This window comes from Yersinia sp. IP36721 (genome assembly GCF_003634395.1).
GTDB classification, from domain to species: Bacteria; Pseudomonadota; Gammaproteobacteria; order Enterobacterales; family Enterobacteriaceae; genus Yersinia; species Yersinia entomophaga.
Genome location: NZ_QCZL01000010.1, coordinates 25535 through 39546 on the forward strand (window position 1 = coordinate 25535; position 14012 = coordinate 39546).

Genomic DNA, 14012 nt, shown 5'->3' on the forward strand with positions numbered 1-14012 from the left:
ATTGCAACAATATGTTGGCGCAAGAGTTAATTAACAAGCGTAACTAAAAGCTAACTATATTAAGGAAAAACAATGCCAAGCAGGATTTTATTGTCGGGAAATACAGATTTGGGAGGAGTTTATTTACGATTTTATGTAAATAATATGTATCTTAAAAGTGAATTAAAATATATTCCGGGGTAACCAAAATGGTTTCCCCGGAATCATTTAGTTAGAAATTATATTTAATTGAGTAAACGATACCGTCTTGTAAAAAGTCTTCGCCCAGCTTGTTATAAGCATAACGATACTGAATACCAGTGGTGAATTGTTTCATTGGTGTCCACCACAGTGCAATAGCACCGTTCACCCCGTTACGACCGCCGTTACCTGCCGCATAGCGTTCTGCACGGTTAAATTCCAGCTCGTTCCAGTTAGTAATGCTGAATTTCTCATCGAAAGCGGTGAAATCGTAGCCAGCAACCCAACCAACAACATAACCGTTATTACCTGAGTAATAAGTTTGGTCAACGTAGTGCAGCGCAACGAAAGGCTTCATCCATACGCCAGCAATGGTGGTGTTATAGCCGATACCGTACAGGGTATTCACTTCGTGGAAGTTACTGTAGTTGTTGCCTTCAGCAGCTGGCAGAGAGTAGGTGCCATAAACGTGGCCGTATAGGTTAAAACCGGTGTCGCCTAAATAGTAGCGGCCAGTGGTTTTAAAGGTGTAACGCTGGTTATCGCCCGGCTGAGCAGTTTTGGAGTTGAACGGGTTTTCTAAATCGAAGAAGCCGTAAACTTCACCCCAGCTAAAACCTGCGCCGCCCTCTAATTCAATATAGGCAAAGTCATCTTTATGAGATGAACCACCGGATTTATGCGTAGTGCTCTTCGTCCAATCCAGGTAGTTCATGCTGATATTGCCGAAACCCCATTGGTATTCAGCTTGCGCAGAAGGAGCCAGAGTGACCGCAGTTAGCGCGATGGCGCCAACGAGAATTTTACGCATAAAAGCCTCAATTATTGTTAAAAGGTGTCAGGGGAAATAAAAGGACATATGTCCTTAATAAAAAGTGCGCACATCATAGTCTGACAGCACAAAAGGTTAAAGACCTGAGGGTGATTTGAATCTCATTTTAAGAATAATATTTCTGATTAGTTGCTTAATAATGTGATCATGATTGTGGTTTTGTCGGGTGTATACCCAGTTGACTAACTTTTACGTATAAAAAAGCCGGTAATAGAATACCGGCTATTGGTGAAGCAACGTGTCGTCTTAAGTCAAGCGGGCGCGACGCAGTGCCAGATAATCCAGCGCTCCACCCAGTATCATTCCAACAATACTGAGTTGAATCCCTCGTAATAGCAGCACATCGGCCACTTCTGGCGCTGCGGTCCATCCCCAGGCATTGCTGATTAATAGCACCAGCCACGCGGCCAATAATAAACAACCGATGGTTAAAAAGCGTAAGGCCCAGCGATAACCATTTTTAAATTCGGTTCGAGGCATGAATTCATCGGTTTTTTGCGTGAATTCAAGGGTATGGCGGCAGATATAGAGTAATATCAGGCCCGGAACGGCGGCGGCGATGGAGAACAGATAAAATATCGACCAGCCGTTAGTTTCTACAAACCAGCCTGCAACCGGGCCGACATACACGCGACCAACCGCAGACAGTGCTGACAATAAGGCAAACTGAGTGGCGGAAAACGACTTATTGCACAGCGTCATCAAAAGCGCCACAAAGGCTGCGGTACCCATGCCGCCACAGATGTTCTCCAGAAAAATGGCGCTCCCCATGGTGAAGATATTCTTGTCTGTCACCGATAGAATCCAATAGCCCAGATTGGAAACCGCCTGCAAGATGCCGAAAATCATCAGGGCGCGGAATAAGCTGAGGCGTTGCATAAGCAAACCGCCATACAAAGCACCGATAATCGTCGCTAACAGACCTAGGGTTTTATTGACCAGGCCGACGTCACCGGCGTTGAAACCTAGCCCACGAATCAGAAACGGCGTACTCAGGCTAGCGGCGAAAGCATCGCCCATTTTATAAAGCACGATCAGCAGTAAAATCAGCCAAGCGTTATTACGGCCAAAGAAATCGCGCAGCGGGGCAACAATTGCCTGTTCCAGCGTTTTAGGTGCGGCGGCGGGGGCATCCGGTTCAGGAGCCATCAGAGTAGCAACCACCCCGATAACCATCAAACCAGCCATTAACCAATAGGTTGACTGCCAGCCGAGATAACGGTCCGCAATCCATAGCGCCAAACCGCCGGAAACCAACATGGCCAGCCGATAACCCAAAACCGAAACTGCGGCGCCGGTTCCCCGTTCTTCTGCACTAAGCAAATCGGTTTTATAGGCATCAAAAACAATGTCTTGAGACGCCGAGCAGAAGGCGACCAATACCGCAATCGCTGCCAGCCACCATAAATGCTTCGCCGGCTCCATAAAGCCCATTACGATGATAGCCACTATTAATAATAGCTGGCTCACCAGTAACCAACCGCGGCGACGACCAAGGAAAGAAGGGGTGTAGCGGTCCATCAATGGGGACCACAAGAACTTGAAGACGTAAGCCTGACCGACCAGAGAGAAAATACCGATGGTTTTCAGATCAACTTGCTCCACCGTCATCCAGGCTTGCAGCGTGCCGGACGTCAGAGCCAAAGGAAGACCGGAGGCAAACCCCAGTAATAAAAGAATGAGCGAATTACGCTGTGTAAACAGGTTTGAATAGCGACTGGACATAAGAAACCTACGTGCTCTGCCCCGATTCAGGGCAGAGCAAAGTTAAGCAAACAACAGATTAACGTGCGTTTTGTTTGATAAAGCTGTTAACGCTGGTGTCTTGAGCCATATCCGCAATAACGTCACTGAGCACGGTATTCACTGCTTCAGTTATTTTGGCATTGGTTGCGGTAAATGCGCCCTGGACATTATAGGTAGAACGGTAGTTCTTAACCTGTTTGTTACCATTTTGCGCCTGAGCTGTGATGGAGATATCAGCCTTGGTCGTGATGTTGTAGCGCAGATTACCTTCCTGCACGTTGGCGAACAGTTGGTTAACTACGATTTGCAGATCAACCGGGCCGCCGGTACCAATCATATAGCCACGGGCAGTCATTTGTTTTTCCAGCACTTCCTGCAACAGGAAGCGCAGGTCGCGAGATGGCGTTAATACCACCAATTTGCCATCGCGGTTGACTTTGGCCAGCGCGGAATCCTGACGCTGATCGGCACCGTTGATACTGATGGTAATTCCCATCAAGGTGGGATCTTGCGGTGGCAATACGATTTTCGGCGTGACTTCAAGCGTATTGCTGTTGGTGGCGCAACCCGCCAGCATCAACGCGGCCAGCAGCGGGAAAAGAATTTTCTTTAGCATGTTCACTTTCTCGAGAGTTATGGAATTTTTAATAAACTGAGCGGGATAGCTGCAATATTATTGCGACATCATAGCACTGCCGCAGATAGGGGGAAGATCCCAATGGTGACAAATTCGCCACAAATACGGATTTTCATACTGGAACCCTACAAATAACCTTTTGCCGTGACAATCGGATTATCCTCAACCTCTGGCCGTTTCGTCGGCGTTAGGCGTATTTAACCGAGAATTATTGTCAAAGGAATGTTATAAAACAGCCAAAACCGACTAATATTGCTGTAAGAAGGTGTGCAGTTCTCTGCCGGTGCAGTAAGGAGATCTTTATGATTCTGATTCGCGAAAAGATAGAAGAAAAACTCAGGGCGGCATTTGAACCTGTTCACCTGGAAGTGATAAACGAAAGCTACAGACACAATGTGCCCGCAGGCTCGGAGAGCCACTTTAAGGTTGTGATTGTTAGCGATAAATTTGCCGGTGAGCGCTTTTTAAACCGCCATCGTGCCATTTATGGCGTATTGTCCGAAGAATTAGCCGGTGAAGTCCACGCGCTGGCATTACATACCTACACGGTCAAAGAATGGGAGAGTCTGCAAGACACCTTGCCTGACTCTCCATCATGCCGCGGTGCCGGAACCTTGGCATAAATATGGTATTTGCCTGATTTCCGTGGAACTTTTCTGCTGATTTAAGGTATTAGTAATAGAGAAATCCACAGGCGGCCTTTGGGCCGTTTGTTTTTTAACTGGCGACAACACTATTTTTAGCACAGCGCTGCCAGCGTTTTTGTCGAGGGATCGACGTCCGCGTAAATTTTCGCGCGCTGACATTCACTCGCTTTCCTCGACTCGAAACCTATGCACCGCTATAATGTCGCGTCTTATTTTTCCGGAATGGTTTCGGGACGCTTCTGACATCTGGGATACTCGGTTCTGTAATGCGGCCGTCCCGGTTCTTAGAGGGTGTTTTCAGGGCCAGTGTCATTCCTACAATGGCAGGGTTTTGATAGCGGCTTCTGGAGTTGACCGAGCACTGTGATTTTTTTGAGGTAACAAGATGCAAGTTTCTGTTGAAACCACCCAAGGCCTTGGCCGCCGTGTAACTATCACTGTTGCTGCTGATAGCATTGAGAAAGCAGTAAAAAGCGAGCTGTTGAAAGCGGCTAAAAATGTTCGCATTGACGGTTTCCGTAAAGGCCACGTGCCGATGAACATCGTTGAACAGCGTTACGGCGCGTCCGTTCGTCAGGATGTACTGGGCGATCTGATGCAACGCAACTTTGTTGACGCGATCATCAAAGAAAAAATCAACCCGGCTGGCGCACCAAGCTACGCACCGGGCGAATACAAAGAAGGCGAAGATTTCACTTTCTCTGTTGAATTCGAAGTTTATCCAGAAGTTGAACTGAAAGATCTGGAAAAAATCGAAGTAGAGAAACCGGTTGTTGAAGTTAATGACGCCGACGTTGATGCGATGCTGGACACCCTGCGTAAGCAACAAGCTACCTGGAAAGACACCGATGGCGCTGCTACAGCAGAAGATCGCGTGACTCTGGACTTCACCGGTTCTATCGACGGCGAAGAGTTTGAAGGCGGCAAAGCAACTGATTTCGTACTGGCTATGGGCCAGAACCGCATGATCCCAGGCTTTGAAGAAGGCGTTGTGGGTCATAAAGCGGGCGAAGAATTCACTATCGACGTGAACTTCCCAGAAGATTACCACGCTGAAAACCTGAAAGGTAAATCAGCCAAGTTCGCTATCGTTCTGAAGAAAGTTGAAGAACGTGAACTGCCAGAACTGACTGAAGAATTCATCAAACGTTTCGGCGTGGCTGATGGTTCTATCGAAGGTCTGCGCGCTGAAGTACGTAAAAACATGGAACGCGAGCTGAAAGGCGCAGTGCGTAACCGTGTTAAAACTCAGGCAATCGACGGTTTAGTTAGCGCTAACGAAATCGACGTTCCAGTTGCTTTGATCGACAGCGAAATCGACGTTCTGCGTCGCCAGGCTGCACAGCGTTTCGGTGGCAACGAGAAACAAGCTGCTGAACTGCCACGTGAACTGTTCGAAGAACAAGCTAAACGTCGCGTTGTTGTTGGCCTACTGTTGGGCGAAGTGATCAGCCAGCACGAGCTGAAAGCTGACGAAGACCGCGTTAAAGCGCTGATCGAAGAAATGGCTTCTGCCTACGAAGATCCGCAAGAAGTTATCGAGTTCTACAGCAAAAACAAAGAGCTGATGAACAACATGCGTAACGTTGCTCTGGAAGAACAAGCGGTAGAAACACTGCTGGCTAAAGCCAAGGTAACCGAAAAACCAACTACCTTCAGCGAGCTGATGAATCAGACCACTGCAGCGTAATGTTTTTTAGCGCATAACGTTAAGTATCTTTGACTTGGCGTTTTGACTTCTCAAGCCCGTCGCCTTTGGCTACGGGCTTTTTTCTTCTTGATTTACACGATAAAAACAACAAATTCTCGGCTATGGTTCCCGTCAAACTGGGCTATATTAAAAAAATAAAAGAAAGTGCTGAATTAAATCCGTAGCGAGCGTCTAAAAAACGCGTGAGGTGAGAAAGGGGCGTTGAGACAATAAAAGGTATGGGGCTTGAAAAACAGTATCCTTCCCCCAATTACTATTACAGACTTTATGTTCTATCTTTCCTTGCGTTGGCTGATTATCACCGCTGGATATGTCTGGGACGACCTACTGCTTATCATGGTCATCATTGCTTATCTCAAGTAGAATCGGTTATTAATGGCGCCAAAGTAAATTCTATTAGGAGATGGTAATGTCATACAGTGGCGAACGAGATCAATTTGCACCTAACATGGCTCTGGTGCCGATGGTGATTGAGCAGACTTCACGTGGGGAACGTTCTTACGATATCTTCTCCCGTCTGCTGAAAGAGCGCATTATCTTCCTAACCGGCCAGGTTGAAGATCACATGGCCAACCTGATTACGGCACAAATGCTGTTTTTGGAAGCCGAAAACCCGGAAAAAGATATCTTCCTTTATATTAACTCACCGGGCGGGGTGATCACTGCGGGTATGTCTATCTATGACACCATGCAGTTCATCAAACCGGATGTCAGCACCATTTGTATGGGCCAGGCATGTTCCATGGGCGCATTCTTGCTGACCGCTGGTGCGAAAGGGAAGCGTTTCTGTCTGCCAAACTCGCGGGTGATGATTCACCAGCCGCTGGGCGGATTCCAGGGGCAAGCGACCGACATCGAGATTCATGCGAAAGAAATCCTGAAAGTGAAATCCCGTATGAACGAACTGATGGCGAAACATACGGGGAAACCTCTCGAAGAAATAGAGAGAGACACGGAGCGTGACCGTTTCCTGTCTGCGGCCGAGGCTGTAGAATATGGATTGGTCGATGAGATATTCAACCGCCGTGACTAACAGCGTATTTCTGTGCGCCGATAGACTATAATTGGAAAAGTTTAGTCTTTTAGCACGCTAAGGTGCCGGCAGTCCGTTTGATGAAGACGTGACGTCCAGAAGTAACGAGAATAGTCTCCCTGCCGTCCTGTTGTTAGTGACGGCAGATACTAAAGAAGAGGTTTACTGATGACAGATAAGCGCAAAGACGGTTCAGGAAAGCTGCTGTATTGCTCTTTCTGCGGCAAAAGCCAGCATGAAGTGCGTAAGCTGATTGCCGGGCCGTCAGTGTATATCTGCGATGAATGTGTCGATTTGTGCAACGACATTATTCGCGAAGAGATTAAAGAGGTCGCCCCGCATCGGGAGCGTAGCTCATTGCCAACACCGCATGAAATCCGTCGCCATCTGGATGATTATGTCATCGGGCAGGAACCAGCGAAAAAAGTGTTGGCGGTTGCGGTTTATAACCATTACAAGCGTCTGCGTAACGGTGATACCAGCAACGGCATTGAGCTGGGCAAAAGTAACATTTTGCTAATCGGTCCAACGGGTAGCGGTAAAACACTGTTGGCGGAAACGCTGGCTCGTTTCCTGGATGTGCCATTCACCATGGCCGATGCGACGACGCTAACCGAAGCCGGTTACGTGGGTGAAGACGTCGAAAACATCATCCAGAAACTGTTGCAGAAATGCGATTACGATGTGCAGAAAGCGCAGCGCGGTATTGTCTATATCGATGAAATTGATAAAATTTCTCGTAAATCGGACAACCCGTCAATTACCCGTGACGTATCAGGTGAAGGCGTACAGCAAGCCTTGCTGAAACTGATCGAAGGTACTATTGCTGCCGTACCGCCACAGGGTGGACGCAAACATCCGCAGCAGGAGTTCCTGCAGGTTGATACCTCGAAGATTCTGTTTATCTGTGGCGGCGCATTTGCTGGTCTGGATAAAGTTATCGGGCAGCGTCTGAATACCGGTACCGGTATTGGTTTTGGCGCAACGGTAAAAGGAAAATCCGAGAAAGCAACCGAAGGCGAATTGCTAAGACAGGCTGAGCCAGAAGATTTGATCAAGTTCGGGTTAATTCCTGAATTCATTGGTCGTTTGCCCGTTGTTGCTACCTTGAGTGAATTGAGCGAAGACGCCCTGATTCAGATTCTGAAAGAGCCGAAAAACGCCCTGACCAAGCAGTATCAGGCGTTGTTCAATCTGGAAGGCGTTGAGCTGGAATTCCGCGATGAAGCTCTGACGGCGATTGCTAAAAAGGCAATGGCGCGTAAAACCGGTGCTCGTGGCCTGCGTTCTATCGTAGAAGCGGCTTTACTGGACACCATGTACGATCTGCCATCTTTGGAAAGTGTGGATAAAGTGGTTGTTGATGAATCAGTTATCGCCGGTCAATCTGCACCGCTGCTGATTTACGGCCAGCCTGAAGCGCAAGCTTCTGGCGAATAATTAGCCAAATAATCCAGACAGTTAGTAAGATAATGGGGGATTTTATCCCCCATTTCTTTTTCCTCGCATTGTTATCGTTGAATGTAAGACATTCGTCCCCATATACTCAATAACCTATTTAGTGAAACTCGTGACCTCCCGTGTTTCACGAGATTTCCTGAAATCTGGCGGAAGCTAAACATAAGAGAGAGCTCTATGAACCCTGAGCGTTCCGAACGCATAGAAATCCCTGTATTGCCTCTGCGCGATGTAGTGGTTTACCCGCATATGGTGATCCCACTGTTTGTTGGCCGGGAGAAGTCGATTCGGTGCCTGGAAGCTGCAATGGAACATGATAAAAAAATCATGTTGGTTGCACAGAAAGAAGCGTCGACGGATGAGCCTGGTATCAACGATCTGTTTTCTGTTGGCACCGTTGCCTCTATTTTGCAAATGCTGAAATTGCCTGATGGCACAGTCAAAGTACTGGTCGAAGGGTTACAGCGTGTGCGCATTACCACTCTGTCTGACAGCGGAGAGCATTTCGCTGCCCAGGCCGAATACCTGGAATCACCTGCAATCGATGAGCGTGAGCAGGAAGTACTGGTGCGCACGGCAATTAATCAGTTTGAAGGCTATATCAAACTGAATAAAAAAATCCCACCGGAAGTCCTGACCTCCCTGCATAGCATTGAAGACGCTGCACGTCTGGCGGATACCATTGCTGCACATATGCCATTGAAATTGAATGATAAACAAGCAGTGTTGGAAATGTTCGACATTACCGAACGTCTTGAATATCTGATGGCAATGATGGAGTCGGAAATCGATCTGTTACAGGTTGAGAAGCGTATCCGTAACCGCGTTAAAAAGCAGATGGAAAAGAGCCAGCGTGAGTACTATCTGAATGAGCAAATGAAAGCTATTCAGAAAGAACTGGGTGAAATGGACGATGCGCCGGATGAACACGAAGCGCTGAAACGCAAAATCGAAGCGGCGAAAATGCCGAAAGACGCGCGTGAAAAAACCGAAGCTGAGCTGCAAAAACTGAAAATGATGTCGCCGATGTCTGCGGAAGCTACCGTAGTGCGCGGTTATATCGATTGGATGTTGCAGGTTCCGTGGAACAGCCGTAGCAAAGTTAAAAAAGACTTGGTCAAGGCGCAGGAAGTGTTGGATACCGACCATTATGGTTTGGAGCGCGTGAAAGACCGCATCCTTGAGTATCTTGCGGTTCAGAGCCGAGTCAGCAAAATCAAAGGCCCAATCCTGTGCCTGGTAGGGCCTCCGGGCGTGGGTAAAACCTCTCTGGGGCAATCTATTGCCAAAGCGACCGGGCGTCAGTACGTCCGTATGGCGTTGGGCGGCGTGCGTGACGAAGCGGAAATTCGTGGCCACCGTCGTACCTATATCGGTTCTATGCCAGGTAAATTGATCCAGAAAATGGCGAAGGTGGGTGTGAAAAACCCACTCTTCCTGTTGGATGAGATCGATAAAATGGCGTCCGATATGCGCGGCGATCCGGCGTCAGCGTTGCTGGAGGTGCTGGATCCAGAGCAAAACGTGGCGTTTAACGACCACTATCTGGAAGTGGACTACGATTTGTCCGATGTGATGTTTGTGGCGACCTCCAACTCCATGAATATCCCAGCACCGTTGCTGGATCGTATGGAAGTGATTCGTCTGTCTGGTTATACCGAAGATGAAAAACTCAACATTGCTAAACAGCACCTGCTACCAAAACAGTTCGAGCGTAATGCCATTAAGAAAGGCGAGCTGACTATTGATGACAGCGCGATTATTAGCATTATCCGTTATTACACCCGCGAAGCTGGGGTACGTAGTCTGGAACGTGAAATTTCCAAACTGTGCCGCAAAGCAGTAAAAAATCTGCTAATGGATAAAACGGTTAAACACATCGAAATCAACGGAGATAACCTGAAGGATTTCTTGGGTGTTCAGAAGGTTGACTATGGTCGCGCCGATACTGAAAACCGCGTTGGTCAGGTAACGGGTCTGGCATGGACCGAAGTGGGTGGCGATCTGCTGACTATTGAAACCGCCTGTGTTCCGGGTAAAGGCAAATTGACCTATACCGGCTCTCTGGGTGAAGTCATGCAGGAATCCATTCAGGCTGCGCTGACAGTCGTTCGTGCTCGTGCGGATAAATTGGGGATTAACCCTGATTTCTACGAAAAACGTGATATTCACGTTCACGTACCTGAAGGCGCTACGCCGAAAGATGGCCCAAGTGCAGGTATCGCAATGTGTACTGCGTTGGTCTCCTGCCTGACGGGTAACCCTGTGCGCGCCGACGTCGCCATGACGGGTGAAATTACGCTGCGTGGTTTGGTATTGCCTATCGGTGGATTGAAAGAAAAACTGCTGGCAGCTCATCGTGGTGGTATCAAAGTGGTACTGATCCCAGATGAGAACAAACGTGATTTGGAAGAGATTCCAGACAACGTTATCGCCGATCTGGAGATTCATCCGGTTAAGCGCATTGATGATGTTTTAGCCATTGCGTTGCAAAATCCGGCCTTTGGCGCACAGCCTGTTGCGTCAAAATAGTGACGGATAGCAAGAAGTATTGATAAAACTAATGCTGGTAAGCGAAATCCTACTTGCCAGCTATTTTTTGTGCCGCTAAGTTAGATCGGCTGTCTGACGAAAGCATTCGCCTTTAGGTTGCTTGCCAAGGCTAGACAGGATTGATATAACAGCTGCGCTGTCGTGTTGTCCGTAGGGATTTTCGGCGCGACGATAGAATTCTAAAGGGGATGAAAGAGTGAATAAGTCACAACTGATCGACAAAATTGCCGCAGGTGCTGATATTTCTAAAGCGGCCGCTGGGCGCGCGTTAGATGCAATTATTGCTTCTGTTACTGAATCCTTGAAAGAAGGGGATGATGTAGCTCTGGTTGGTTTCGGTACTTTTGCAGTACGTGAGCGCTCTGCCCGTACTGGCCGTAACCCTCAGACCGGTAAAGAAATCAGTATTCCAGCTGCAAAAGTACCAGGCTTCCGTGCTGGTAAAGGCCTGAAAGACGCAGTTAACTGATGACTACCTCAGATCTCTTCGGTGCCAAATATTGTTTGTGATAAACAATAACCTGACGCAGTTGAGTTGGTAAGGTAAGATATAAGGCGCATCGTAACTGATGCGCTTTTTTTTCGCTTGGCAGTTGAACTGGCGTAAAATGCTGACTTAGCCGTAAGGCAATGGCGGCGTTGGCCACTGTGAGAAGTTTTATCGCGCAGCAACGATTTTGGGCTGACGCAAGGAACGCTGGGTCTTCATACCTGAGCAAGAGTTTTTATCCACATTACAGCGGAGTATTGTCACATTATGATGGACAATTTACGCGCGGCTGCAAATAACGTCGTGCTCAAAATCATCCTGGCCCTGATTATGTTGTCCTTTATCCTGACCGGCGTGGGCGGCTATCTGATCGGTGGCTCCAACGACTATGCAGCTAAGGTTAATGGCCAAGAGATAAGCCGTGCCCAGCTTGAACAGGCAATGCAAAGTGAACGTAGTCGTTTACAGCAACAGCTAGGCGAGCAGTTCTCCGTGCTGGCTGGTAATGAAGGTTATATGCAGCAGCTGCGTCAGCAGGTGTTGGGGCAACTGGTCAACAACATGTTGCTCGACCAATATGCTAAACAACTCGGCCTGACTGCCAGTGTCGATCAGGTAAAAGAATCTATTCGCCAGATTCCTTATTTCCAGACTAACGGTCAGTTCGATAACAGCAAATATCTCGAGCTAGTAAACCGTATGGGCTACAGCCTCGATCAGTTCGCGCAGGTACAACGTCAGCAGTTGATTAATCAGCAATTGCTACAGGCCTTTAACGACAGCGGTTTTGCACTGCCGGCAGAAGCTACCGCTATGTCCGAGCTGATTTTGCAACAGCGTGAAGTGCGACTGGCAACCTTGGATCTGAAAGCGTTACAGGCTCAGCAGAAAGTCACTGATGAAGAGCTGAAAGCCTATTACGATCAGAACAAAAACAGCTTTATCGCGCCTGAAGAGATGAAAGTGAGTTTCATCGCCATGGATGCGGCAGCGATGCAAGATACAATCACCGTGACTGAAGAAGATATTGCTGCTTATTACGATCAGCACAAATCCAGTTTTACTCAGCCGGAGCGCAGAAATTACAGCGTTATTCAATTTAAAACCGAGGCAGATGCCAAGGCTGCTTTGGATGAACTGAAAAAAGGTGCTGATTTCGCTACGTTGGCGAAAGAAAAATCCACCGACATTATTTCTCGTAAAAATGGCGGTGAACTGGGTTGGTTAGAACCTGAGACAACCGCCGATGAGCTGAAAGAAGCGAATCTGACCGAAAAAGGCCAGCTGTCTGGCGTGGTGAAGTCTTCTGTGGGTTATTTGATCGTTCGCTTGAACGACGTCAAGCCAGAGCAGGTTAAGCCGCTGTCTGAAGTGCATGATTCGCTGGCAGCCAAAGTTAAGCAGGAAAAAGCGGTTGATGCTTATTATGCGTTGCAGCAGAAAGTGAGCGAGGCGGCAACCAGTGATAATGAGTCTCTGGCTTCAGCTGAAGAAGCTGCTGGTGCCAAAGCGAAGCAAACCGGTTGGTTTACTCGTGATTCTGTACCTGCCGAAGTGAATTTCAAACCCGTAGTTCAGGCTATCTTTGATGGCGCTTTGGTTGGTGAGAATGGTGCTCCTGGCAGTAACTCTGATGTCATTACCGTTGATGGCGATCGCGCATTCGTGATTCGTATCGATGGTCATAAACCAGAAGGCGTACAGCCATTTGATCAGGTACGCGATCAGGTTGCTGAACTGGTTAAACGCCAGAAAGCAGAGCAGCAGGCTCGCGTTGACGGTGAAAAAATTCTGGCTGCGCTGAAGCAAGATAAAGGCGAAGAAGCGATGAAAGCCGCTGGTCTGAGCTTTGGCGAGAAGAAGTCCATCGCTCGTGCGCCGGATGACGATCAGTTAGTTCAAACCGTATTTGCGCTGCCTCATCCGCAGGCGGACAAACCGGTTTACGGTTTATCTCAGGATCGTCAGGACAATATTGTATTGATCGAATTGCTTTCCGTTACGCCGGGTAAATTACCAGAGGGTGAAATGGCAAACTTCATTGCTAAAATGGAAGAGGGTATCGGCGGGGTGACTCTGGATGCGCTGATGGCTAACTTGCACAAACAGGCAACGATTAAAATGGGTGCTGCGGAACAACAACAGCCGCAGTAAACATCGCAAACCTCTGCAAACCGATGTAACAATGAAAGGCCGCTTTAGCGGCCTTTCGCATATCTGGAATCCGTGATTTGCCGAAAAAAAACGCTTGAGGCAAGGTACAGATGCTGTCAAATACATGGAGGATACAGCATGAAAAATAATGGAAAATCCTTAGCACTGGCATTGCTACTGGCCTGGTTATCAGCTCCGGTAACGCTAGCGGCTCCTAATCAAACGAAAGAATCCGTGCAAACCAACTCATCAAAAGCATCGGCTCAAACCTCAGAGAAGTCGTGGAATAGGTCGAAAGAAAATAACTTGAAAGCTGACGGAGCAAACACCAATAAGCCTTCAGCCGGGAAAAATGAGGCAGAAGACGGACTGATAAATGTTAATAAAGCCACGGCAGAAGAGCTGGCTGCTGCGCTGAGCGGTATTGGTTTGAAAAAAGCCCAGGCCATTGTTCGCTATCGAGAGGAATTTGGCTTCTTTAGTCAAATAGAGCAACTGCAAGAGGTTTCAGGTATTGGGCCGATATTTATTGAGCGCAATCGGCAGAAAATAAAAATGTAAGTTGAATGAT

At 48.0% G+C, this 14012-nt stretch carries 11 protein-coding genes; 8 read left to right on the forward strand and 3 right to left on the reverse strand.

The window, feature by feature from the left end; genetic code table 11:
- Positions 1 to 211: 211 nt before the first annotated feature.
- The 3 genes from DBA33_RS10200 to DBA33_RS10210 all read right to left on the reverse strand — a co-directional run bounded on the left by DBA33_RS10200 (position 212) and on the right by DBA33_RS10210 (position 3374).
- Positions 212 to 991: an outer membrane protein OmpK gene (locus tag DBA33_RS10200; RefSeq protein WP_064512237.1), complete on the reverse strand. Its 780-nt coding sequence runs from the start codon at positions 989 to 991 to the stop codon at positions 212 to 214.
- A 267-nt stretch (positions 992 to 1258) separates the two neighbouring features.
- Complete coding sequence (gene ampG, locus DBA33_RS10205) at positions 1259 to 2737, reverse strand: muropeptide MFS transporter AmpG (protein ID WP_064512238.1); 1479 nt, start codon at positions 2735 to 2737, stop codon at positions 1259 to 1261.
- 58 nt (positions 2738 to 2795) lie between these two features.
- Entirely contained in the window at positions 2796 to 3374 is a 579-nt protein-coding gene (locus DBA33_RS10210; RefSeq protein WP_064512240.1) for a lipoprotein, read from the reverse strand.
- Positions 3375 to 3697: 323 nt separating this feature from the next.
- On the opposite strand from DBA33_RS10210, the gene bolA reads away from it, so the two are divergent.
- From bolA to DBA33_RS10255, 8 genes are all read left to right on the forward strand, one after another.
- Positions 3698 to 4018, forward strand: coding sequence for a transcriptional regulator BolA (gene bolA / locus DBA33_RS10215; RefSeq protein WP_120806381.1), 321 nt, complete (start codon positions 3698 to 3700; stop codon positions 4016 to 4018).
- Positions 4019 to 4427: 409 nt separating this feature from the next.
- Positions 4428 to 5732 (forward strand): trigger factor, encoded by a 1305-nt coding sequence (gene tig / locus DBA33_RS10225; RefSeq protein WP_049598542.1) that lies wholly within the window; start codon positions 4428 to 4430, stop codon positions 5730 to 5732.
- Positions 5733 to 6162: 430 nt separating this feature from the next.
- Positions 6163 to 6786, forward strand: a complete 624-nt coding sequence (gene clpP / locus DBA33_RS10230; RefSeq protein ID WP_049598543.1) for an ATP-dependent Clp endopeptidase proteolytic subunit ClpP — start codon at positions 6163 to 6165, stop codon at positions 6784 to 6786.
- Between the two features lie 168 nt (positions 6787 to 6954).
- Positions 6955 to 8226 (forward strand): ATP-dependent protease ATP-binding subunit ClpX, encoded by a 1272-nt coding sequence (clpX, locus tag DBA33_RS10235; protein WP_064512245.1) that lies wholly within the window; start codon positions 6955 to 6957, stop codon positions 8224 to 8226.
- A 195-nt stretch (positions 8227 to 8421) separates the two neighbouring features.
- Positions 8422 to 10776, forward strand: coding sequence for an endopeptidase La (gene lon / locus DBA33_RS10240; protein ID WP_049598546.1), 2355 nt, complete (start codon positions 8422 to 8424; stop codon positions 10774 to 10776).
- A gap of 217 nt (positions 10777 to 10993) precedes the next feature.
- Complete coding sequence (hupB, locus tag DBA33_RS10245; RefSeq protein WP_004392663.1) at positions 10994 to 11266, forward strand: nucleoid-associated protein HU-beta; 273 nt, start codon at positions 10994 to 10996, stop codon at positions 11264 to 11266.
- Between the two features lie 288 nt (positions 11267 to 11554).
- Positions 11555 to 13441, forward strand: coding sequence for a peptidylprolyl isomerase (ppiD, locus tag DBA33_RS10250; RefSeq protein WP_064512247.1), 1887 nt, complete (start codon positions 11555 to 11557; stop codon positions 13439 to 13441).
- Between the two features lie 138 nt (positions 13442 to 13579).
- Positions 13580 to 14002, forward strand: coding sequence for a helix-hairpin-helix domain-containing protein (locus DBA33_RS10255; protein ID WP_120806383.1), 423 nt, complete (start codon positions 13580 to 13582; stop codon positions 14000 to 14002).
- Positions 14003 to 14012: the final 10 nt, after the last annotated feature.